Origin of the sequence: Halorientalis pallida, from assembly GCF_004118325.1 — an archaeon.
GTDB lineage: Archaea > Halobacteriota > Halobacteria > Halobacteriales > Haloarculaceae > Halorientalis > Halorientalis pallida.
Window position 1 is genome coordinate 259,651 of sequence record NZ_RDFA01000006.1, and the last position, 22,904, is coordinate 282,554.

Here is a 22,904-nt window from a genome sequence, read left to right on the forward strand (position 1 = left end):
CGGTTACCCGACCCGCTGGCCGGCCGCGACGTTGCGCTCGCTCACCGTGACCGTCTCGTTCCAGAGGGTGTACTCGCCGGGATAGGGAACAGTGACGCCGTACTCGCCAGCGGCGTTCGTCCGGACCTGTCGCTCGTACGTGAACGACGCGCCCGGCACGTCGACAGACTGGGAGAGCGTCGTGGTCGCGTTGGCCGGTCCAGTGCCGGTAATCGTCGCGCCGGGGACGAGTCGGAAGGACTTGTAGTCGCCGCTGTCGGCCGCGAAGACGGCTTGGAAGTGCGCCAATCCGGCGACAGGCGATCGGCGGGAGCCGAATCCGTCGTCCAGCCGGGTGAACAGCGAGGCCGAAGTCGCGTTCGAGTTTGCCACCGACTCGGTGACGACGTAGCCGACGCGGTTGCGATGGGAACGGTACCACACCGACTCGTTGGTCGAACTGTACAGCGTCCGGTGTTGCTGGCGTGCGTAGCCGTACGACCGCGATTCGCCGTTGACGAAGTAGTTGTACATCCGGTTGCGACCCCACTGGCTGAGGACGTAATCGTCGGGATAGCTCAGGTTCGCGGCGGCCGCGTGGTCGTCGATGGCCGCCGCCGACTCGTAGGCTCCACCGTCGATGGTGATCTGACTCGTCTTGATCGGCGTCTGGAGGACGCCCACGCCCCCGACCAGCAGGAACAGGGCGACGAGGAGCCCCGCCTCCCGTGCGGTGGGCAGCCGGAGTGTTCCCGGACCTCCGTCGGTCGCGCTTTCATCGACACCCGATCTCGCGCTCATCGAATCCTCGGCGAACGGTTTTGGGACGGCCGTGAGGTCAACCCAGTGGGCCAACCAGACGAAGCCCAGGCCGCCGAAGAGGGCCGTGAAGGCGGCGAGTTCGCCGACGAAGCGGACCTGCACCGCCGCGAGTACGAGGAAGTACCAGGCGTAGACGGATCCCACGAGCCACCCCTTCGCGCCCTCGGCGGCGCGCCGACTCCCCCAGACCAGCGGGGGGAGCGCGAGGACGAGCACCAAGCCGAGCAACAGGAACCAGGTGAAGTCGCCGCTGAGAAGCGGCTGGGTCTCGACGATGTTCCGGGTCGCGAAGAACCGGTCCGCTCGGTCGCCGGCTCGCGTCCAGAAGTCCGTGACCACCACCGGAACCAGGAAGACGGCCGCGACTGTCCCGACGACCTCTGCACCGACCATCGTGAGTGATGGGAGCTCCAGCCGGTGGACGGCTTCGCCTGCCACTACCACGCCAACTGTGCCGACGGCGAGCAACAGGGGGACGGCGACGGTGAAGTCCGTGTGCCAGCCTACCTCGCCGTGGACGGTCCGGACGGTGACTGCCGCGATTGCCAGGCCACCGATCAGCGGCGCGTTCGCCTCGAGCGGCGACCGGTCCGCATTTACGTCCAGCACAACGGTGAGCGCCACGACCAGTGCGACTGGGACCACCAGTGCGGCCCCGTAGTCCCAGGCCAGGATCTGCCCGGTTACGCCGATACCCAGTCCCAGCCCCGCGAGCCAGGCGCGGGGGTCGCGGTAGGCATCGTCGCCCCGGTCCGCGAGGACAATCAACGCGAGCGCCGAGAGGACGAGCCACGGGTAGTCGAAGGCGTGGTGGTCAGCGAAGCCGAGACTCGTCCGAATCGCGTGGGCAGGCGTCGTCGCCAGGAACACGACCGCGGCGAGTCCGACCCGTCGGTCGTCCGTGAGCCGAACCGCGATGACGTACAGCAGCACGGCCGTGACCAGCGCCGAGGCGACCGGGTACCAGGCCATGAGGGTTCCCGCAGCGGACGCCGTTCCGCCGAACAGGTCCGCCAGCCAGTACAGCGTCGCGACGGTGAGCGGCTCGCCGTTCATCATTGGCATGTCGCTCAGCAGGGCGGCATCGAATCCACTGCCCTGAGTCAGCAGGCTCTCGACGATGTACCGGTAGGCATAGGGGTCGTTTCCGGACAAAACGACCGCACCGTCACGGAACACCGCGCCGTAGGAAAACACCGTCCGGAAGAGAACGACCACCGCGAGCGCGCCAGCCAGCGCCCCCGCCGCGCGCCGGTCCACGTCGAAACTGGGCAGTGACAGGTCCAGATCCGCTCCCTCCTGCGTGGCGGTCGCGTCGTCCGTATCGCCGTCGAGTGCGCGTCGGGTCGCGTCCGGGAGCCGGTATTCCCCGTCGACTTTCTCGACCAGATCCGCAGCAACGAGTTCGCCGAACGTGCCCGAGTCGATCGGGACGTCCTCGAAGGTCCAGGTCTCGGCGTCGTCGTCGACCGGGCGAACGGATTCGAGTGCGGACGCCAGCTCGGGGCGCTCGGTGAGCGTCTCGGCGGCGTCGCGCTCGTCGGCCATATCTCGCCCATCCCCCGTCGAGCGAATAAACCCATCGACAGGCGGGTCGCTGGCCACTCCGAGTATATGAACAACGAAAAGCCGACAGATCCGAGTCCGGTCAGTAGACAGCCGATTCGATCTCGTCGTCGAGGTCCGCGAACTGCGCCAGGTACTCCTGCCGTTCCGCGCGGAGGTCCGCGACCCGGTCGTCGGCGTCGTCCAGATTCGCCGCCACGTCGAACGCCGACACGTCCATCCCGGGCACCTCACTCGGGACGGTCAGGCCGGTCGTGTCGTCGTCGCGCCACGAGACGGTGTCCCGTGAGATTCCCTCCAGCAGCGTCACCGTGTCGTCGACGCCGACGTCGCGCCCGCCGACGGAGCCGGTGTTCAGGACGAAACAGTCCACGTCGAGGTCGTCGATCAGGTCGCGGAACCGGTTGCCCTCCTCGCCTTCCGAGCCCATGATGAAGGGGTTGGTTCCGACGACGCGGATCGACTCGCCGGCCTTCGAGGGGTCGCCCGCGCTGGTCTGGATGGACTCGCCGAGCATGAACGCCGCGGCGGCCTCGTCGGGATCGAGCTTGGCGACCGGCGGCATCACGGGATTGCGCGTGATGAAGAAGATCTGGTCCAGGTTCGGGAGGTCGATCTCTTCGCCCGCCGAATCGAGTTCCGAGCGCTGGATCACGGCGCGGCCGTTCGTGGTGTGGTGGTCGCTGTCGAAGTCGACGGTGCCGTCCTCGGCCACATCCACGTTCTCCAGCACGGCGGACTCGTCGGTCGCCGCGTCGTAGAGTTCGGGCTGTTCCGCGCGTTCCAGGCCGATGGTCTTGATGTAGAGGCCCTGGCCCTCGCTGCCGGCGACGGAGCCGTCCGAGAGGAGCGCGCACACGTCGTCCTGCAGCATCGTCGCGTCTTCCGGATCCGCGAGATCGAGGCCGTGAGCGGTCAGCGTGGACTTGCCGGTTCCCGAGAGGCCGAGGAACAGCTGGCCGACGGTCTCCAGGCCGTCCTCGTCGCCGTCGTCGCGTTCGAGTCGAACGCGCTTGCTGCCGGCGTGCAGTCCCAGACCGCCCGCTTCCTTGGCGCGCAGCATGAACAGCCGCAGGAACGACTTCTTGGCCTCACCGGTGTAGTCGCTCCCCAGGACGGCCGTGAAGCCTTCCTCGGGGAGGATCCGGATGGCCGTCTCGTCCCAGTCGGGGACCTGGACGGTCACGAAGTCGGGCTCGGCGTCCGGATCGTCGACCGGTTCGAACAGCTTCGCCACCGAGAGCGCGATGCGGCCGTACGCCTTCGGGACGTAGTACCGACAGACGTAGGCGTGGTCGGGGTGGCGACCCACCTGCCGATCGAGGCAGATGAGCTCGTTCGACTCGGCGAATTCGATGGCGTCCTCGAAGTGTTCGAGGTCGTCGGCGTCGAACTCGTGGTCGATCGCGTTTCGCGTCTTGTCTGCGTTGCGCGACTGCTGGTCGCTGACGTAGGCGGGCGAGCCGAACTCCGTGGTCGTCTCCAGGTCCCGGGAAAACTCCCGGAGCTGGTCGAGCGACGGATTGTAGACGACGTGTTCGGACTCGACCGGGTCGGGTAACGCCGTGACGGGCTCTCGCACCGTGAATCCGGACTCGGACATCAGGCGTCCCTACCACGGGCTCGGTAATAAGGTCGGGCCATTCAGTCGCGCCTTGGTTCGGTATACCGTCCCGTTACCTCTCCGCGGACACGTCGAGACGGACACGTTCTTTTCCCCGCGGGTCGACACCGGTCCCATGCGCCACTTCTGCCTGCTGGGCCACCGCGTGCCGACGACGCCCGACTTCTCGCTCGACGCCCTCCCGAGCGAGGCCGGCCGCCTCGATATCCTCTGTCGCGCGATCAGCGCCGCGTTCGTCCTCTCCCACGACATCCGCGAGGACGTACGCGTCTCACTCGTCCTTCAGGACGAGTTCACCGTCCAGTTCGACGGCCCCGACTTGCGCAACCTCAACCCCGACGAGCGCAGCACCGCCGCCCTCGTCCGCACCGCGCTCGACCACCGTGAGGACGCCATCGGCCACGTGCCCGCCGAGAGTTCCCCTGGCGTCTCGGTCTCCCGGAAAGGCTTCGAGACCACGCTCTCGGAGGCCGCCGCCGACAGCACCGTCGTCCACCTCCACGAGGACGGCGACCCCATCGTCGACGTCGAACCGCCCGAGGACCCGCTGTTCGTCCTCTCCGATCACCAGTCGTTCACCGACGCCGAGGCCGACCTGCTCGCGGAGTACGCGGACCACCGCGTCAGCCTCTCGCCGCAGGCCCTCCACGCGGACCACGCCATCACGGTCGCGCACAACTATCTCGACACCGACGGCTTCCGGCAGTACTGAAACCTGTTCGCAATCCTGAAGTTTAAGTACCAGACCGCGACAAAACCCGGGCACGGGACATGGATCGAGTCATCCGGGGTGGACTCGCCCTCTCGCTCGTGGTGGCGCTCCTCGCGATACCGAGTGTCGTCGCCGGCGAGGACAACGAACCGCCGCTGGCCGAGGCTGGCCTCGACCAGCAGGCGAGGGCAGGCGAGACCGTTCGGCTGGACGCCACCGGTTCACGGGACACCGACGGCAACGTCACCGGGTACGACTGGTCCATCGAAACGCCCAGCGGGGGGACGATCACGCCCGACTGCGGGACCTGTGGCACCACCTCGTTCAGCCCAGGGACGCCCGGCCGCTACAACGTCACCGTCACCGTGACCGACGACGATGGGGCTACGAAGACGGATACGCTGTACGTCGAGGTCGATCCCGCACCGGGGCCGTCGGTGTCGCTGTCCGGGCCAGCAGACCCGACCGTCGAGCAGTCCGGGACTGGTGGGCAGCCGACCGGACAAGCGACCTACGTTGCCAACTTCTCTCGCGGTGGGGCCCCTATCGACGACGTGACGTGGCTGGTCGAGAGCGAACAGACAGTCCAGCAGTCCGTCAACGAGTCCAGTGCGAACTCGATCAAGTACGTCCACAGCATGGAATCGGCCGCGAACCACACCCTCACCGTCCGGGTCGTGGACACTGCTGGCCGTGAAGCGACCGACTCGGTGTCGATATCACCGCAGGTCCGCAATGTCGGCGGTGGCTCCGATGGCGGCGACGACGGGTACGACGGTGCCATGCAGGTCGAATGGGGTGATCGCACCATCATCGTTCAAGCACCGACCATGGATGCCTCCGGTGACGTCGTCCGCCAGTCGAACCCGACCAATCGGGAGTTGACCAGAGCCGCGACCGCCGATCCGGGCGAGGAAGTCGAGACCGACTTTACCGATGACGGGGACGGTGGGAGGAATGAAAATCAGGACCAAGTGAACGAAGATCCTGACGAGGGGTATGAAAACGGAATTATTAATAGTGCTGCTGGTGTGTCACCTGGCTTCGGTCTGGTCAGCGGGGGCAGCACGTCGGATGACACAGGCGACAGCGTAACCTCCACTGATCTTTGTCTAATATGTTAGAAAAACGAATACTTTCGATTGTTACATGTATAGTTATTATCACTGCGGGGTGCAGTGGATATCAAGACGAACAAAGAAGTCCTGAGCCGCATGAGGATTTAACGACATCGCCGAATAGTAAAAATACTACAACAAAAATAGAAAATAATAATACTAATTCCTCAAATAAAAATAATAAATACAATAATACAGAATACACACCGCTGTTCAAATCTACAGTCGAAAGAGCACCAATAAAAATAAATAATATTTTAAAGTCTGAGAGTACTATTCGTGTAAATTATACTGGGAATTTCACTAATAATTCACGGACAGGATATGAATTAGCATACATAACGAGAGTTTTTGCAGAAGTTGTGAACAAAAGTTATCACAACACGTCTAAATGGGGAGTTAGTAGACTCAACATTGTGGGAATAAGTCCCAACGGTTCTACGGTCTGGGATTTTAGGACAGAAGATTGGTGGGCAATGAAACACATCCGTGGACATTGGGGACTAAATACATATCTGAATGCTACTCTCGCGAACGGACACCATTGGAATGTATCTGCGGGACGGCCAGAACCTGGTGCTGATCGGTATCTTGCTAAATTGAGAAGTATGATCTATTCTCAAACCAAGGCCAAAATACTCTCACTAAACAAACACGGCGGCGAAGCCTTCCTCACCTACGAAACCGATCACGAACTCAACTCCAGCGAGTACTTTGGCCAGGTAGCCAACGTCGTTGATGTCTACAAGAATCTCACACTACCCAGAAGCCTCAATCGAACGGACGGTTGGTACGCGGGAGTCCTCAACATCGAGATCCGCAACGGCAACGACACGCTGGAGTGGTATCGCTACCGCATCCGGTGGGCTGAGGAGCGAGTCCGGGGTGAGATGACCCGTGAAGAGGAAGCAGGGCGGCTTCGACTCTCCCGATTCCTCGAAAAAGACCGGCTCCGTGATACGCCGGAACCCGACGAGTAACCCAGTTCACCCCAGAATCCCGGCGTCGTCCAGATACGCCTCGACGTAGGGGTGCAGATCGATCTCGAACGGCGGCTGAAAGGTCTGCAGGGAACTGTGCTGGTCGTCCGGTTCGAACTCCGCGCCACTGTCGAGGCTGACGTGATAGCCGACGGGGACGTAGTGTTTGCCGCCCGTGTCGTCGAACTCCGACGTGTCGTAGAAGTGTTCGTAGACGCCGAGCTGGCGTTCGATGGCGACCGAACAGCCGAGTTCGGATTCCGCGACCCGATCGACGGCCTCGCACAACTCCTCGTGCTTGCGGACGCGACCGCCGGGGACGAACCACTCACCTTTCGCGGGCTCGTTCTCGCGTTTGCCGAGGACGACGCCGTCGTCGGTCTCGACCACGAGATCGACCGAAACCAGCGGCACGTTGCTGATCACCGTCTTCCACGCTTCCGCCGGAACCGGGCCCTCGCTCATATCCTCGCTGGCGTTCTCACCCCTCTTCTCGGTTGTCATCCACACCGACACTCGCCGGCCCACGAACGACCGTGATAATCATAGACCGTGATATTTATGTAAGTCCCACCCTCAGGATGTGATGAGGACAAATGACCGAACGGCCTCAGATCGAAACGACGGCTCCGCTCGTTCCCGAGATGCCCACGAACCGCGTCCGCACCGACGGTGGTCGCGCGGCACCGAAAACGTCCGGTAACGAGCTTGTAGACGAGGCCGACGCGCCGCTCGTTCCCGATCTCTCCTGATCGGCGCGGTCGTTCTTCCAGTACTCCAGTCGCGTAGCGACGGCGCTGTTATGCGTCGATCCTGACGAACTCGACAGCGTCGGCGTCTGTGTCGAGAATCGCGACGCTGCGGTGGTCGGCTGGCACTGTCGGAAAGTGTGCGCCGGGGTTGACGACGGTGGTGTCGCCGACGGTTCGTTGCTCGGCGACGTGGAAGTGGCCGTAGCAGACGTAGTCGTAGTCGCCGGATTCGGCGCGTTCGTCGACGGTCTCGATGCCCTGATCGCCGTGGAGGACGTGGACCGAGGTGTCGTCGAAGGTGAGGTCGACGTCGCGACCGTGGAGCTGGCTCCCGTCGCTGAAGCCGTCGATGGCCGACTGGAGGCCCTCGCGTTCGCCGTCGTTGTTGCCGAGGACGCCGTGGATGTCGAAGCCGTGGCCCTCGAAGGCCGCGAGCAGGGGCGGGGCGATGTAGTCCCCGCAGTGGACGAGGCTGTCGATCCCGCGGTCGTCGAAGGCGGTAGCGATGGCCTCGGCGGCGCTGTAGTTGTCGTGCGTGTCGGAGACGATTCCCACCTGCATGTGCGGGGCGTCGGCCGGCCGGACAATGAAGGTTTTCAGGCTCGGAAAACGCGACCCTATCTTCATAGGTCGTCCGCCGGGACTCTCGAACGACTGGTCCCCATGACAGCGATCGAGACGACAGGGCTGACGAAACGGTACGGAGCGACCACGGCAGTCGCGGACCTCGACCTCAGGGTTCCCGAGGGCGTCGTGTACGGCTTTCTCGGCCCCAACGGGGCGGGGAAGACGACGACGATGCGGATGCTCACGTCGCTGACCCGCCCCTCCAGCGGTAGCGCACGCGTCGCCGGCGTCCCTACCGACGACCGCGAGCACCTCATCGAGCGGGTCGGGTACCTCCCCGAGGAACCGCCGCTGTACACCGAACTCACCGCCCGCGAGCAGTTGACTTACGCCGCGGGGTTGCGTGACCTCCCGGAAGAGGCGACGAGCCAGCGCGTCGAGGAACTGCTCGACCGACTCGATCTGTCCGGCGACGCTGATCGACGGATCGACGCCTACTCAAAGGGCATGCGTCAGAAGACGGCGTTCGTCCAGTCGCTGCTCCACGATCCGGACGTGCTCTTTCTGGACGAGCCAACCAGTGGGCTGGACCCGCGGGCCGCGCGGACGATCAGGAAGATGATCGACGACCTGGCCGACGAAGGGACGACCGTCTTCCTCTCGACGCACATCCTGCCGGTGGTCGACGAGCACGCGGACACGGTAGGCGTCCTCTACGACGGGCGGCTGGTCGCGGAGGGACCGCCCGGCGACCTGAAACGGCAGGCCGACGCCGGTGAGAGCACCGACGAGCGGACACTCGAGGACGTGTTCCTCGAAGTGACCAGCGAGGATCCCGCGGCCGACGAGGCGACGGTGGAGGGTGCGACGGATGTCCGGTAACGACTGGATCCGACAGGGGCTCTCCATCGGCCGAATCGAGTTCCGCCGAACCGTTCGGTCCCTCCGGGGTGACTCGGCACGGCTGGCGCTGATCGGCGTCGTCGCCCTGCTGTTCGGCCTCGTTCTCCTCGCGGGCACGTGGTTCATCCTGCAGTTCGGCGACGAGGTTCCGGCGGGCGACGTGTCGAACGTGATCCGTGGCAGTGTCGCGATCCAGTGGCTGTTCGCGGTGTTCATCAGCGCCCAGCGTGCGGGGTCGCGCCACCACAGCATCGACCAGGAGTCGTTGATGCTACTGACCGTTCCGGTCCGGGCCGTCGCCCTAGGCCTGCTCAGTGCCGAGTGCTTCCGGGCGCTCGCCTACTTCGCCGTGCCCGTCCTGTTGCTGGGCGGGGCGTTCGTCGTCGCCTCGGGATCGCCGCTGATGGCGCCGTTCCTGGTGCTCGCGGTCCTGCTGTTCCTCTCGACGGCGCTCGTGCTCGGGTTCGCGCTGGGACTGCTCGCCAAACTGGTCGTGGCGCGCTACCGTGTCGTCGCCGAGAACAAGTCCGCGTTCAGCCTCCTGGCGGTGATCGTGTTCGTCGGCGGATACATCGGTCTCCAGAACTTCGGCGGTCAGGGCGTGACCGTGGTGCTGGGCTGGCTCCCGTTCTCCTGGATCGTCGACCTCGCAGTGATCGGGTCGCCGTTTTCGGGATCGCTCCTCCGGGCGGCGACGGTTCTCGTCGGTGGGCTGGCCTGGACCGCTGCTGGCGTGCTGGTCGTCGAACGGTTCGGGACGGCGCTGTGGTTCGGCGACACCGTCGAGGACGCGGTGGCCGCCGAGCAGGCGCGGGTCGACACCGGGACCGCCGACGACGCGCTCGCGGCCGCGGTCCGTCCGATTCCACTTCCGACGGTCGGCCAACCAGCCCGCCGGATCGCCCAGCGGTCCGTCGTCGTCGCCCGCCGGAACCCCCAGCGCCTCTCTTTCCTCGTGTTGCCAGTCGTCCTCCTCGGCGTCAGTCTCGTCAACGTCGCCCAGGCCGGCGTTGGCTCGCTCTTGACGTTGGTACCGCCCCTCGTGGTCGTCGCACTCCCCTGGCTCGCCGGTGCCGTGTTCGGTCTCAACCCGCTGGGCGACGAAGGGGCCGCCCTCCCGGCCACGCTCACGTCGCTCGCCTCCGGCCGGGACTACGCCGTCGGACTCGCCCTGCCGGGACTGACGCTGGGCCTGCCCGTGGTCGTCGTCGCGACCGTCGCCACTGGGCTCGCCGGGCCGTACGGCCCCCTCGAAACCGCGTCGCTCGCGGTGATCGCGCTCGTGCTGACGCTCGCCGCGGTCGTGATCGCGCCGGGGCTCGGGATGGCCTTCCCCCGGTACGATCCGGTCCGGGTGGGGAGCGACCGGGAGATCGTCCCGCCGAGTCTCAGCGCGGTCGTGCTGTACACGCTGACACTCGGCATTCCGGGGACCCTCGCCGCCGCCGCGACGCTGGCACCGGCGGGAACCCGTCGGTTCCTGTCGCTGCTCGTCGGTGGCCTCCTGTCGCTTCCCTTCGGCTTGCTCGCGAGCCAGGGTCTCGACCCTGCCCGTGGTGTCGCGACCTGGCTGAGTCAGGCCGGGGCCGAAATAGCGACGATCCCCCTGCCGACCGTCCGCTGGGGCGGCTACATACTTCCGCTCGCTGCCCTGTGTCTGCTCGGGATATGGTCGTTCAGGGCCGTCTCGCGGCGGTTCCAGTGGCACACGCTCGACTAGGCCGGGCGGTGGCGACTTTCGCAACCGTTAACAGTGGCGCGTGCCATCTCCGTATTGCTACTGCACGGGCCGGTGGGGTAGCTTGGTATCCTTCGGCCTTCGGGTGGCCGTAACCGCGATTCGAATTCGCGCCGGCCCACTTTTCCACCGAACATACGGCGAGCGTAGCGAGTGATCGTCATCCCGTGTTCGACGTTTGCGCCGGCCCAGCGTTCTACTGGGACAAATGGTGATCGACAGCCGGTGCTGCCTCGTGTAACCCCAGAATCTACAAATACCGCTCCCGAACCCGATGTATGAGTACGCACCGGACCATCTACGCCTTTGATCTCAGTGAGTTCACCCTCAATCGGTTGTCGTCCACGTACCGCAAGTTCAGGGAGGCCTCGGATGCGCTGGAGCGATCGGAACTGGTTGACCACTTCGACCGCACCGCCGAATCGGCGGATGATCTCTGGGAGCGGCTCCGAACGCTCGACTCGGAAACACCGAATTCTGTGGACGTACCGGCGTTGCTGCTCTCGATCGACCAGTATCCGTCACTGGATGATACAAAGGTACATCGTTCGAGTTGCGGTCTCACCGGTGATACGGTACTCGTACAGAAGGTCACACGATGGCTACGCGAGTACTCCGAACCGGCCGCGACGGCGTGGGAGGAGATGTGTTATTTGGAATCAGGGGAACCTGTAGAGCTCCAGTACGACGGCGAAACCTACAAAGTAGTCCCGGGGACGAAAACGGGTGGGCTCGTACAGGGTGAACGGATCGAGGACCTCCGTAGCGGCCTCGAACTCGCGAGTCCGTCAGTGACGGAGTTCTACGAGTCACTGGACGACCCGCACCGATCCGTCGGGCGACAGTGGCGGCCAGTGGAGTGGGTTTACGGGGAGTGTGGCCGGCTCGCACGTACCGACGAGGGCGTGATCGCTTCGAGGACGATCTGAGTCGAAATCTGTGCCATCCCACGTTCGCCTGCGAGCGAACCCGTGAGCGGTGCGTAGATGTGGTCAGAACGTGTCCCTGTATGGCGGTCAGGATGACGCGTCCGGCCGGAAAGTATCGGGGTGTATTCGGGGTGTCTGACGCTCGTCTGCTTTCTCCGAGACAAATCATCAATTATTTCTTAATGACCGACCGAAGAGGCTCTATGAAAGTAGAGACTGCGGAGAGTCAATCGTTCTCCTACAAGGGAGCTCTCCGCTATATCACCGTCGCCGCTGGCGTGATGGGGGCGCTGTACCTCCCGGCGATCATCTTTCCCGATACGTGGTTTCGGGTACTCACGACGGTCATGCTGGTCGCGCTGCTCGGGCTGACCGGGCGGGCACTCGTGTCGGCGCTGTTTTCGTTCAAGCGACCGGAGACGCCCGAGCTGACGCTGTCGGACACAGAGTTGCCGGATGTCAGCGTGGTCATTCCGGCGTACAACGAGGCCGCGGTGCTGCCCGACACGATCGAGGCGTGTCGGAACCTCGACTACCCGGCCGAGAAGCTGGAGGTCGTCCTCTGTTACGAGCGCGACTCCGTCGACGACACGGCGGCGATCTGTGAGGAGGCGGCCGCCGACGACGAGCGGTTCAAAGCGATCGAGCGGGACGAACCTGGCGGCGGGAAAGCGAAGGCGACGAACTACGCACTCCAGTACGCGACCGGTGAGATCATCGCCAGCATCGACGCCGATCACCGGTTCAAGTCGGACGCCATTCGCCGCGCTGTTGCGTGGTTCGAGTCCGACGCGGACATCTGGTGTGTCAAGGGTCGCTGTTACGGCGACAATCCGCGGGACTCGCTTTTGGCCCTGCACGCGACCGTCGAGCGCCACATCGCCGAGAAGGGCGATCTGTTCGCACGGGAAGTCCTCGGTGGATTCACCATCTTCGGCGGCGGACAGGCGTTCTTCCGCGCCGAGATGTTCGACGAACTCGGTGACTTCGACGAGAGCGTCCTCGTCGAGGATATCGACATGTCCTCGAAGATTCACGACTTCGGCAAACAGCTCCGGGTCGACCCCTCCATCGTCACGTTCGAGGAGAACCCGGGCACCCTCCAGTCGTGGTGGAGTCAGCGCAAGCGCTGGGCGCGCGGCTGGATGCAGGTCGCGTTCCGCTATCTGTTCCGACTCCCGCGCAGTCAGAACATGTCCATGCGCGAGCGGTTCGACGCCGGCTTCACCTTCGCGTACGCGCTCATGCCGGTCTACGTCGCGTTCACCTTCCCGATCTTGCTGTTCGACATGGTGCGTGACTTCGCGGTCCACAACGCTGCCACTGCACCCATCCTCGCCGACATGGGCCTGAAGACGACGCTCCAGTACGGCGTTCCGACCGCGACGTTCTTCTCGGAGTTCACCCGGAACGCGCTCTGGACGTTGCTCGCGGTCTCACCCGCCATCGCGGCGTGTATGGTGTTCGTCCAGGACTACCGTGACGGGTTCAGTCACGACAGTCTGGAACTGTTCGCCTCGTTCACGCTGTGGGTCTACCTGGCACTGCAGAGCGTGGTCTACGTCGTCTCGTTCCTCGACGAGGTCATCTTCGAGCGGCCGAGCATCTACGTGACGACCGCCCGGGTCAACTCCCAGGCCAAGTCGGGGTCGAGCAAGACCGGCGGCACCGAGACCAAATCCGACTGAGCGTCCCATTCTTTACTGCGCCGCCGTTGTCCTGTTCCATGGGTTATCATCACGTCGATCCAGCGGAGCTAGCACCGTCGCCGGACCACCCCTGTGACCGCCGGTCGCTGGCCGAGGCGGCGGAGCTCGCCCAGCTCGCGGCGGCGGTCTACGACCTCGCGCCCGGCGAGGACCTCGCGACGACCTACCACTACCACGACCAGCGCGAGGAACTGTTCTACGTGCTGGCCGGCGACCTCCACGTCGAGACGCCCGACGAGACGTTCGTCGTCGGGGCCGACGAGACGTTCGCCGTCGAACCCGAGAGCCCGATCCGGCCGTACAATCCGGCCGAGTCCGACGAGCCGGTCCGGGTACTCGGGGTCGGCGCCCCAAAGTTCGACATCGGGCGGCCGTACGAGCCGGACGCGGATGGCGACGACTCGTAGCCGTCTCGCCGGTGGCGCGTCCCCTCCCGCACGCGGCGCGACGGGCGGAAACTCTCCCGGTGTACAAACGGAAGGCCGATTGTCCGGTGTTTTACGGACGCTTTTGCACCCCGAGACGCTGGGGTCGGTATGACCGACGACGCCACCCACGACGGTCACTCGGAGTCGCTGGCCTGGGAGACGCTGTACGGCGAGACGGCCTACATCTGCCCGGGGTTCGACGTCCAGCGCGAACAGGTCCGCCTTCCCGACGGAACGGAGACAGACTTCGACTATCTCTCCGAGAGCGAGAGCGTCGTCGTCCTGCCCTTTACGCCCGACGACGCGGTCGTCGTCATCGAGGAGTGGCGACAGGCCGTCAAGCGGGTCAACCGCGGGCTCCCCGCGGGCGGCGTCGAGGGCGAGGACGCCGACCTCGACGCGACGGCCCACCGGGAACTGGAGGAGGAGACCGGCTACGAGGCCGACGCGGTCGAGCACCTGACGACGGTCGAACCGGCCAACGGGTTCTCCGACGCCGTGTTCCACTACTTCGTCGCCACCGGCTGTGAGCCGACCGGCGACCAGGCACTGGACCACAACGAGTCCATCAGCGTCGAGACGGCCGACTTCGACGACCTGCTCGCCGCGGTCGAGTCCGGCGACTGCCGGGACGGTCGGACGGCGTTCGGCGTCTGTCACTACGAACTGTTCGGGTAGTGCGAGGCTATCGCGCCACGGTCCAGGCCGGTCAGAACACAACCCTTAGGCCCGCGCCCCCGAAAGCCGGGGCCAATGGGCGACTGGTTCGAGGTACGCGACTACGACGCCGCCGGCCGGATCGGGGAGCTAACGGTTCCCCGGGCGGACGTGACCGTCGAGACGCCGGCACTCCTGCCCGTGGTCAACCCCCACGTCAGGACGGTCGAGCCGGCCCGCATGGAGGCGGAATTCGGCGCGGAGATCCTCATCACGAACGGCTACATCCTCTACGGCTCCGACGACGCCCGCGAGAACGCGCTCTCGGACGGACTCCACGACCTCTACGACTTCTCCGGCGCGATCATGACCGATTCGGGGTCCTTTCAGCTCTCCGAATACGGCGAGATCGACGTGGACACCCGCGAGATTCTCGAATTTCAGCAGGCGATTGGCTCGGACATCGGGACGCCGGTCGACATCCCGACGCCGCCGGACGTGAGTCGCGAGCAGGCCGAGGACGAACTCGCGACCACGCAGGAGCGTCTGGAACTCGCCTCCGAGGTGGAGACCGGCGACATGCTCGTCAACGCGCCGGTCCAGGGGTCGACCTACCCCGACCTGCGCAAGCGGGCCGCACGCGAGGCCTACGGGACGGATCTGGACGTGTTCCCGGTCGGCGCGATGGTGCCCCTGCTCAACAACTATCGCTTCGACGACGTGGTGGACATGGTCGCGGCGGCCAAGCGGGGACTGGGCGCGGACGCGCCGGTCCACCTGTTCGGTGCGGGCCATCCGATGATGTTCGCGCTGGCGGTCGCGATGGGCTGTGACCTGTTCGACTCGGCGGCCTACGCGCTGTACGCCCGCGACGACCGCTACCTCACCGTCCGGGGCACCGAACACCTCGAAGATCTGGATTACTTCCCCTGTGAGTGTCCAGTCTGTGCGAGTCACACGCCCGACGAACTGGAGTCCTGTGGCGGCAGCGAACGCGAGCGACTGCTGGCCGAACACAACCTCCACGTCACCTTCGGAGAGATCCGGCGGATCAAGCAGGCGATCCGGCAGGGGAACCTGCTGGAACTCGTCGAAGCACGCGCCCGCGGCCACCCCACGATGCTCGACGGGTACCGAGCGCTGGGCGATCACGCCGAACAGATCGAGGGAACCGATCCCGCTTCGAAGGACGCCTTCTTCTACCTCTCGGCGGAGAGCGCGGCCCGACCGGAGGTCCTGCGCCACCACCAGCGACTCGAACGGCTGGACGCCGACGGCGAGGTCCTGCTCACCGAGGGGGACACGAACGAGGCCTACGACGAGAGCTGGCGGGTCGTCCCGCCCTTTGGCCCGTTCCCGCGGGATCTCTCGGAGGTGTACCCGCTCAACGCCGAGGTGCCCGAGCGACTCGACGAACGGGCCTACGCCCGGGCGGCCGACGGGGTGGCGCGACTGGCCGAGACCAACCCAGACGCGGACTTCACGCTGGGCCACACCGGGTGGCCGGAGACGGCGCTCGACCGGCTCCCCGAAAGCGTGGACACGTACGAACTCGGCGTCGACGACGCGTTCGGTGAGGACGGAGCCAAAGAGCGCGACGAGCGCGTCTGAGGGACGGAAGGAAAGATACTCGGCCGCGCTCGCCCGAGACGGTGCCATGACCGATTACTTCGAGATCCACGAGCGGGACGGGGCCGCCCGCATCGGGGAACTCCGGCTCGCGGACCCGCTGACCACGCCCGCGCTGGCCGACGACGTCGTCACCGACGCGGGCAGTCTCTGGCCCGAGGACCGCGAGGTACCCGACGGCGACGAATCGACGCTCACCGTGCTCCCGCACCGAGGGCTGCCCGCCGGAACGCCCGACGAAGTCGAGGACGCCTTCGCCGTCGAGTATCCCGACGTGGACTGCCCCAGCGCCGCGGTCGTCTCGCCGGAAACCGCCACCGGTCACGGCACCGACGCCTACGTCCTGTCCAACGCCACCGGCTACGCCGGCCACGCAGCGGCGTTCGTCGACGCCATGCTGTCGGTGCGGGAGGCTACGCCCGCGGACACTGCACTCTATCTCCCGGGCGTCGCCACGCCCGCGAACGTCGCGACGCTGGTCTACGCCGGGGCCGACCTCGTGGACACGGATCGGGCCGTCCTGCGCGGCACGAAGGGGTTCTACCTCGCGACCGACGGCGAGTACTTCCTGGAAGACCTGGACGAACTTCCCTGTGCGTGTCCGGCCTGTCAGCAGCCCCGTGACGAGTTCGACCGCGAGGACTGTGCCGAACACAACCAGCGAGCACTGGCCGCGGAACTCGCGCGGGTCCGCCGCCGGATTCGCGACGGGTCGCTCCGGGACTATATCGAGGGCCAGGCCCGGCACGATCAGTGGCTCACCGCCACGTTCCGCCGGCTGGACCAGCAGTACGGCTACCTCGAACAGCGTACACCGATCGTCCGTCGCGGGGAGATCACGGCCGCGACCGACGACACGATCCGGCGCGTGGAGATCCAGCGGTTCGCCGAACGCGTGACCACGCAGTACCGCAGTCGCTTCTCGAACCCCCTGGTTCTGGTGCCCTGCTCGGCCAAGAAACCCTACAGCGAGTCACAGAGCCACGGCCAGTACCACGACGTGATCCAGTGGCGCGCCCACGTCGCCTCGATGACCTCGCCCATCGGCGTCGTGCCCCAGGAACTGGAATGCACCTACCCCGCACAGCACTACGACTCGGTCGTGACCGGGGAGTGGACCGCCACGGAGATCGAGTTCGTCAGCGACGTGCTGGAAGCGTACCTCCAGCGCAACGACTACCCGAAGGTCGTCGCCCACGTGCCCCCGGAGGGCTACCGCGAGATCGTCGAGCGCGCCACCGCCGACCTCGACGTCGATCCGGTCTTCACCGTCGACGATCACCCGACGACCAGCGAGTCGCTGTCGAACCTCGCGGCCGAACTGGAGGGCGAACTGACGTACCCGAAACGCGAGCGCGAACACAACACGATCCGAGCCATCGCCGACTACCAGTTCGGGGAGGGTGCGGGGGACGACCTGTTCGACGAGATCCAGACGGAGTCACGCTACCCGAAACTGCGGGTCACCGACGCCGACGGCGAGCAACTGGCCGCGATGGTCCCCGAGTACGGTGTCCTCTCGCTGACGCTCGCGGGGGGTCGGCGCTGGGCCGAAAGCGACGCACCGGTCAAACGGGTCGAGATCGACGGCTTCGTGCCCCACGGGAGCGTCCTCGCGCCGGGCGTGGTCGACGCCAGCGACTCGATCCGGCCGGGCGACGAGGTCGTGATCGAAGGACCGGCCGCGTTCGGCGTCGGCCGCGCGTCGATGAACGGACCGGAGATGGTCGAGTCGACGCGGGGCATCGCCAGCCAGGTCCGGCACGTGGAAGAGCGCTGATCGCGACGGCAACCCCTCCCCGCAGGCAACGTCGAGAAGCGGAAGTTTATTCGTCGTTTCTGTATCAGAACCTGATAGATGAAACGCATATTGCTGACTGTGGCGGTCGCCGCGATGCTCGTGCTGGCAGGCTGTAGCGGCGGCGGGCAGGGGACGGCGTCTCCGAGTGCCGACGACACGTCGGACGGCACGCCCGACGGAACGGACGACGGAACGCAGCCCGAGACCGGCGTGAGCAGTCCGGACGTACCGGACTCGCTCAGCATCGACGTGTCGCCGGTCGGGCCGGGCAGTGGTGGCATGGACGCGGTGTCGTCGGACATGTACCCGCCGGGCGTCGATAGCTCCGGCGTCACCAACGCGACGGCGCTGGTCACCAGCCACTTCGAGGCGGCCGGGTCGAACGCCGAGACGCGGATGGCCTTCGAGTCGAGCGGTGGGACGCTCGGGCTCGTCCACCGGAACGGCTCCGCCGGCGAACGGCTCCGCTACGTCAACGAGACGACCGGCAGGTCCGGGACCTGGTGGCGGTCCGGGTCGACTGTGGTTCGGCGGAACACGTCCCAGTCGCCACCGGTCACCTACTCCTACGGTGAGACGAACCTCTACACGGGCTATCAGTTCCTGAGCCTCGTCCGGGTGATCCCGTTCTCGACGCTCAACTCCATGTCGCTGTCGGTCGACGGGACGACGACCGTCGACGGCCAGCAGGTCCTTCGGCTCGCCATGGACGGGTTCAACCGGTCGGACTCGGGCTGGAATCTCCAGGCTGGGCTGCAGGACGCGAGCGGCTACGTTCTGGTCACGCCCGAGGGCGTCATCCGCGAACTGCACTGGGAAGCCACGAACACGAACACCAGTCAGACCGAGAGCATGACGGTGACAGTCTCGGGAGTCGGCTCGACGAGTGTCACCCAGCCCGACTGGGCCGGCGAGTACCCCGACGCGACGGTCGAGACGACCAGTGAGGGACAGGCGCTCGCGCTGACCCACGAGGGCGGCGACGCCATCCCGGCCGACACGCGGATCCAGGTCGGATCGGGCTTCGCGGCCTACGGGAACGTCACGCTCTCCGAGTCGCTGGACTCGGGTGAGACGCTCTACGTCGTCGCTTCGGGCCGGTTCGGTGACTACGACGTCACCGCGAGCGTCGGGAGCCAGCCCGACGTGCCCGAGAACGCGGCCTCGTTCTCCCGCCGGGTCCCGTCGGTGTCGGCGTTCCTCGACGGTGTCAAGCTGACCTACGGCCCGGAAGTCGAGACCGAGACCGGGGCGAGCACCGGCTTCGGTGCCGGCGCGTAACCACCCCGCCGGGACGTTTTAGTTCGATCCGCTCCTCCGGTGGGCTATGGACGACATCTCACTCGGTGTCCCGGAACCAATTCTCGACTCGCTCCCGGACGACGACGGCGCGGCCGCACAGGACATGCGACGGGCCGTCGAGGGCTGGGAACGACGGATCAACCGCGCGCTCGCGGACAGCGACGACGACGAAGCGGCGGGCTACGTCTTCGACGCCATCGAACTGTTCGAAGAACGGATGGACACCTACGACGCGTTCGTGCCGGAGTTGCGGGCCTGGGGGCAGTCACCGATCTACGCCATCTGCTGGCGCAACCTGATGGCCGACCTGATCGGGCAACTCTACGAACACGAGGAACTGGCCGACCGGCTGGATCGGGAGCGCAACCAGCGGGTCGTCGAGGACGGCATCCGCCTGCGGGATCTCTGAGGCGGCGGGGATTTATGCTGGCTCCGTCCCTGCAGAGGGGTATGCACCTCGAATGCAGATTCTTCGCCACCTACCGGGCCATCGTCGGGCAGAAGTCCCTCGACCGGGAGTTCCCGGACGGGGCGACGGTCGCCGAGGTCCTCTCGACGCTGGAGACGGCGTATCCCGACCTCGAAGCGCAGCTGCTCGACGAGGACGGGACGATCCGGCCACAGCTCTCGATCCTCAAGAACGGTCGGGACGTGACGCACATGGAGGGCGGTGAGACGCCGCTGGAAGACGGTGACTCCCTGTCGGTCTTCCCGCCGGTCGCGGGCGGCGCGAGTGGGGTGCGCTGATGCGCCGCGAGGAGGCGTTCCGGGGCATCTCCAAACGGCTGGCGGTCCACTACCTCGAGAACCTCGGCGGCGAACTCGTCGCGGGCGAGCGCGAAGACAACGCGGAAGCCGAAGTCGCCGACGAGGAGTGGACGGCGACACTGTCGGCCGAGAAGGTCTCGGTCGCCGGGTCGATGAAACTGACGGAGGTGTCGGTCAGCTTCGAGGGTGAGGACGAGGCCGTCGAGGAACTCGTCGAGAAGTTCACCCAGAAAGCGATGCGAGCGGGTGGCTGATGGCCGGCGACCCCATCGAGGGAGAAGTGCTGATCCTCGTAGCGGCGAAAGCGAGTGTCGGGCCCCAGCGCTTGCCGGACCTGATCGACCGTGTGGCGGCGGATCTGAACCCCCGGCGCGAGACCTACACCCGCGAGTACGAACGCGCTTACGAGAGCGACGACCGCACGGCCTTCTTCGTCGAGGACGGCCACTGGCAGGCCATTCGGGACCGCCTCGACCTCGGCGAGCGCGAGGTCGACGCCGTGCGGCGGGCCCACCACGAACAACTGACTCGGGACGGTCGGCGACTGGGCCGGATCGAGGAGTTCGAGATGGCCCTGGAGATCAGGGACTGCGTGGTGCTCGGGACCTAGAGGAACTCCAGCAGTTCCTCGGTGACCGCCTCGGGCACGTCACACTGCACCCAGTGGCTGGCTTCGGGGAAGCGCTCGACCCGGAGGTCCGGAATCCACTCGTCCAGTCCCTCCGAGATGCCGACGCCGAGTGCGGCGTCCTGTTCGCCCCACAACACCAGCGTCGGGACCGTGATCTCGGTGTCGCCCGGCGGATCGAAAAAGCGGCGGAGGCCTGGCAGGGTGGCCTTGGCCATCGGGACGCCGATGCCGTCGACGTACGCGCGGTAGTAGTTGACGGCGGCGCGGGCGGCACCCGGGCGGGCGAAGGCCTCCCGGTAGCGCCGGACGTCTTCCTCGTCGAACGCGTCGGGGTTCGTGGGCTGGTCGCGGAACACCTCGCCGACGGCGCGGGCGCCGCCCGCCGAGAGCAGGCGTTCGGGGAGCCACGGCACCTGGAAGAAGAGCACGTACCAGGAGCGTTGCAACTGCGCGAGGTCGAACTCCCGGGCGAACGCGGCCGGGTGGGGCGCGTTCATGACGGTCAGGCTGTCCAGCGTGTCGGGTCGCTGCATGCCGACGGCCCAGGCGATGGCCCCGCCCCAGTCGTGGCCGACGAGGTGGGCGGTCTCGCCGTGGGAACGAATCAGGCCGATCACGTCGCCGACCAGGTTCTCGATGGCGTAACTGTCGACGCCGTGGGGTTTCTCCGACCGGTTGTAGCCCCGGAGGTCGGGCGCGACGACGCGATAGCCCGCGTCGACGAGGGCCGGAATCTGGTAGCGCCAGGAGTACCAGAACTCCGGGAAGCCGTGTACCAGGACCACTAGCTCTCCGTCCTCGGGTCCTGCGGCGACGTAGTGGAGGCGCACGTCGTCGACGACTGCGTTGTGGTGTTCGAGGTCGACAGCGGCGAGTGGGTCGCTCATCACACGCCTGCTTGCGGCCGAGCCACTAAGCCGCACCGACACGTCGCCGGTTCGTTCCCATTCGCCGAGAATTGGCCGTTATTTATATAACAATCATTAACACACGTTCGCTCGGAGCGAACCAGAAACATGTCCACGCGCACCCTCGAAGCGAAACTGTTCGGCCGTGAAACGCGATTCAAGTACTCCGACCACTGGATCGGTTACGCCCTGCTGGGGCTCCGGTTCGTGATGGCCTGGGTGTTCCTGCAGGCCGGCATCGCCAAACTCCTCGAAGGCAACTGGACCGCCGCGGGCTTTCTCGCCAACGCCGTCCCGGCCGGGAATCCCTTCGGCGGACTGTGGGTATCGCTGGCCGGGTCCCCCATGGTCGACATGCTCGTCGTGTGGGGTCAGCTCCTGATCGGGCTGACGCTGCTCGTCGGTGCGTTCGTCCGACTGGCCGCCTTCTTCGGGGCACTCCAGATGATCCTGTTCTGGGCGGCCCATCTACAGGGCGGCCTGATGGGGGGCTTCCCCATCGAACACGGCTTCTTCGTCAGTAGCCACATCGTGTACGCCATCCTGCTGTTCGGTCTCGGCGCAATCGGTGCCGGCCGGATCCTCGGCGTCGACGCGTGGCTCGAAGCGCAGTCGTTCGTGCAGTCGAACCCGTGGCTTCGGGTGTTCCTGGGCTGAGCGGGCGGCGGTGTCGGCCGGAGCCGACTCGCCACCCTGATTGCTGGCCAGGAACCACGACCGACTACCGATGGGGGGTGACGACCCGACGGCGGCCGACGAACTTCAGGCCGCCGTCGTCGCGGACGCGACAGCACGACTCGCCGACATCTTGAACCGCTACGCCTACGACGAGCTCGTCCAGCGGCTGTACTGGCTCTCCAGGGGCGGTGCCGTGGCCGTGATCGCGGCCATCTGGGCCTATCCCGTCCCCGGCACCTCGTCCTCGTGGCTCGTCGGGGCTGTCCATCTCGCCGCCGTCGGGGCCCTCGTGGCGTCCTACGCACTCGAACGGACGCTATTGGCGGTCGAGGACACCCGGTCGGTCGACGAGTCGACACTGCGGGTGCTCGGGCGGAATCCGACCGCGCGGTTCGGGGTCAACCTCCTCGCGATCATCGAACGTCGGTCGGGAACCTGGGCCGGACGGCTGGCGATCCGTGTTCTGCTCGGCGTGGCGCGTGGCTCGGGGTACAGGTCAGTCGGGCGGAACCGCGGTCGCGGCGGGTTGTTCGGAGGCCGATCCGCCGGGGCCGCGTTCGTCGGCCTCGTCGTCACCGAGCAGTTTCTCTACACTGCCGAAGCCGAGGCCTTCGCGATGCAGCTGGAGGGGTGGTTCCTGACCGCGCTGACGCTGATCGGCGGGCTGTTGGCGGCGCTACTGGTGCGGTGAGTGGAACACGGC

24 protein-coding genes and 1 tRNA gene are annotated in these 22,904 nt (G+C 66.0%); 20 read left to right on the top strand and 5 right to left on the bottom strand.

The window, feature by feature from the left end; all coding sequences use genetic code 11:
* Positions 1-3 precede the first annotated feature (3 nt).
* Positions 4-2,349: an STT3 domain-containing protein gene (locus tag EAF64_RS16970; protein ID WP_129070167.1), complete on the bottom strand. Its 2,346-nt coding sequence runs from the start codon at positions 2,347-2,349 to the stop codon at positions 4-6.
* Between the two features lie 100 nt (positions 2,350-2,449).
* The gene (locus EAF64_RS16975; RefSeq protein ID WP_129070168.1) at positions 2,450-3,970 is read right to left on the bottom strand and encodes a phosphoenolpyruvate carboxykinase (ATP); all 1,521 of its coding nucleotides are present in this window, start codon (positions 3,968-3,970) and stop codon (positions 2,450-2,452) included.
* A 136-nt stretch (positions 3,971-4,106) separates the two neighbouring features.
* Between EAF64_RS16975 and trmY the strand changes: the two genes are divergently transcribed.
* The 3 genes from trmY to EAF64_RS16990 all read left to right on the top strand — a co-directional run bounded on the left by trmY (position 4,107) and on the right by EAF64_RS16990 (position 6,801).
* Entirely contained in the window at positions 4,107-4,703 is a 597-nt protein-coding gene (gene trmY / locus EAF64_RS16980) for a tRNA (pseudouridine(54)-N(1))-methyltransferase TrmY (RefSeq protein ID WP_129070169.1), read from the top strand.
* Positions 4,704-4,762: 59 nt separating this feature from the next.
* Positions 4,763-5,827 (top strand): PKD domain-containing protein, encoded by a 1,065-nt coding sequence (locus EAF64_RS16985; RefSeq protein WP_129070170.1) that lies wholly within the window; start codon positions 4,763-4,765, stop codon positions 5,825-5,827.
* A 602-nt stretch (positions 5,828-6,429) separates the two neighbouring features.
* Entirely contained in the window at positions 6,430-6,801 is a 372-nt protein-coding gene (locus tag EAF64_RS16990; protein WP_129070171.1) for a hypothetical protein, read from the top strand.
* A gap of 6 nt (positions 6,802-6,807) precedes the next feature.
* Here the strand turns inward: EAF64_RS16990 and EAF64_RS16995 are convergent, their stop codons facing one another.
* Positions 6,808-7,305 carry a GDP-mannose mannosyl hydrolase gene (locus EAF64_RS16995; protein ID WP_227739030.1) on the bottom strand — a complete coding sequence of 166 codons (498 nt, stop codon included), beginning with the start codon at positions 7,303-7,305 and terminating at the stop codon, positions 6,808-6,810.
* Between the two features lie 92 nt (positions 7,306-7,397).
* Here EAF64_RS16995 and EAF64_RS21140 point away from each other — a divergent pair, with 92 nt between their 5' ends.
* Entirely contained in the window at positions 7,398-7,553 is a 156-nt protein-coding gene (locus EAF64_RS21140) for a hypothetical protein (protein ID WP_170845417.1), read from the top strand.
* Between the two features lie 48 nt (positions 7,554-7,601).
* Here EAF64_RS21140 and EAF64_RS17000 read toward each other — a convergent pair whose 3' ends face one another.
* A complete protein-coding gene (locus EAF64_RS17000) occupies positions 7,602-8,114 on the bottom strand; it encodes a YfcE family phosphodiesterase (protein WP_129070172.1) in 513 nt (170 codons plus the stop codon).
* A gap of 102 nt (positions 8,115-8,216) precedes the next feature.
* Here EAF64_RS17000 and EAF64_RS17005 point away from each other — a divergent pair, with 102 nt between their 5' ends.
* The 14 genes from EAF64_RS17005 to EAF64_RS17070 all read left to right on the top strand — a co-directional run bounded on the left by EAF64_RS17005 (position 8,217) and on the right by EAF64_RS17070 (position 20,594).
* On the top strand, positions 8,217-9,002 hold the full coding sequence (locus tag EAF64_RS17005; protein WP_129070173.1) for an ABC transporter ATP-binding protein: 786 nt from the start codon (positions 8,217-8,219) through the stop codon (positions 9,000-9,002).
* Positions 8,992-10,743 carry a hypothetical protein gene (locus tag EAF64_RS17010; protein WP_129070174.1) on the top strand — a complete coding sequence of 584 codons (1,752 nt, stop codon included), beginning with the start codon at positions 8,992-8,994 and terminating at the stop codon, positions 10,741-10,743. The genes EAF64_RS17005 and EAF64_RS17010 overlap by 11 nt, the downstream gene beginning before the upstream one ends.
* 66 nt (positions 10,744-10,809) lie before the next feature.
* Positions 10,810-10,882: transfer RNA gene (locus EAF64_RS17015), tRNA-Pro, on the top strand.
* A 157-nt stretch (positions 10,883-11,039) separates the two neighbouring features.
* A complete protein-coding gene (locus tag EAF64_RS17020) occupies positions 11,040-11,690 on the top strand; it encodes a hypothetical protein (protein ID WP_129070175.1) in 651 nt (216 codons plus the stop codon).
* Positions 11,691-11,893: 203 nt separating this feature from the next.
* Entirely contained in the window at positions 11,894-13,378 is a 1,485-nt protein-coding gene (locus tag EAF64_RS17025; RefSeq protein ID WP_193767738.1) for a glycosyltransferase, read from the top strand.
* A 38-nt stretch (positions 13,379-13,416) separates the two neighbouring features.
* Complete coding sequence (locus tag EAF64_RS17030) at positions 13,417-13,806, top strand: cupin domain-containing protein (protein WP_129070177.1); 390 nt, start codon at positions 13,417-13,419, stop codon at positions 13,804-13,806.
* Positions 13,807-13,935: 129 nt separating this feature from the next.
* On the top strand, positions 13,936-14,505 hold the full coding sequence (locus EAF64_RS17035) for an NUDIX hydrolase (RefSeq protein ID WP_129070178.1): 570 nt from the start codon (positions 13,936-13,938) through the stop codon (positions 14,503-14,505).
* 75 nt (positions 14,506-14,580) lie between these two features.
* Positions 14,581-16,095 (top strand): tRNA guanosine(15) transglycosylase TgtA, encoded by a 1,515-nt coding sequence (gene tgtA / locus EAF64_RS17040; protein ID WP_129070179.1) that lies wholly within the window; start codon positions 14,581-14,583, stop codon positions 16,093-16,095.
* 46 nt (positions 16,096-16,141) lie between these two features.
* Entirely contained in the window at positions 16,142-17,893 is a 1,752-nt protein-coding gene (gene arcS, locus EAF64_RS17045) for an archaeosine synthase subunit alpha (protein ID WP_129070180.1), read from the top strand.
* Positions 17,894-17,971: 78 nt separating this feature from the next.
* Complete coding sequence (locus EAF64_RS17050) at positions 17,972-19,195, top strand: hypothetical protein (protein WP_129070181.1); 1,224 nt, start codon at positions 17,972-17,974, stop codon at positions 19,193-19,195.
* Positions 19,196-19,241: 46 nt separating this feature from the next.
* The gene (locus EAF64_RS17055; protein WP_129070182.1) at positions 19,242-19,625 is read left to right on the top strand and encodes a hypothetical protein; all 384 of its coding nucleotides are present in this window, start codon (positions 19,242-19,244) and stop codon (positions 19,623-19,625) included.
* Positions 19,626-19,666: 41 nt separating this feature from the next.
* A complete protein-coding gene (locus tag EAF64_RS17060; RefSeq protein WP_129070183.1) occupies positions 19,667-19,963 on the top strand; it encodes a ubiquitin-like small modifier protein 1 in 297 nt (98 codons plus the stop codon).
* Positions 19,963-20,238, top strand: a complete 276-nt coding sequence (locus tag EAF64_RS17065; RefSeq protein WP_129070184.1) for a hypothetical protein — start codon at positions 19,963-19,965, stop codon at positions 20,236-20,238. The genes EAF64_RS17060 and EAF64_RS17065 overlap by 1 nt, the downstream gene beginning before the upstream one ends.
* Positions 20,238-20,594 (top strand): hypothetical protein, encoded by a 357-nt coding sequence (locus tag EAF64_RS17070; protein ID WP_129070185.1) that lies wholly within the window; start codon positions 20,238-20,240, stop codon positions 20,592-20,594. The genes EAF64_RS17065 and EAF64_RS17070 overlap by 1 nt, the downstream gene beginning before the upstream one ends.
* Here the strand turns inward: EAF64_RS17070 and EAF64_RS17075 are convergent.
* Positions 20,591-21,502: an alpha/beta fold hydrolase gene (locus EAF64_RS17075; RefSeq protein ID WP_129070186.1), complete on the bottom strand. Its 912-nt coding sequence runs from the start codon at positions 21,500-21,502 to the stop codon at positions 20,591-20,593. The two genes, EAF64_RS17070 and EAF64_RS17075, sit on opposite strands and share 4 nt — an antisense overlap.
* A gap of 129 nt (positions 21,503-21,631) precedes the next feature.
* Here EAF64_RS17075 and EAF64_RS17080 point away from each other — a divergent pair, with 129 nt between their 5' ends.
* A complete protein-coding gene (locus EAF64_RS17080; RefSeq protein ID WP_129070187.1) occupies positions 21,632-22,180 on the top strand; it encodes a DoxX family protein in 549 nt (182 codons plus the stop codon).
* 70 nt (positions 22,181-22,250) lie between these two features.
* Entirely contained in the window at positions 22,251-22,892 is a 642-nt protein-coding gene (locus EAF64_RS17085) for a hypothetical protein (RefSeq protein WP_129070188.1), read from the top strand.
* Positions 22,893-22,904: the final 12 nt, after the last annotated feature.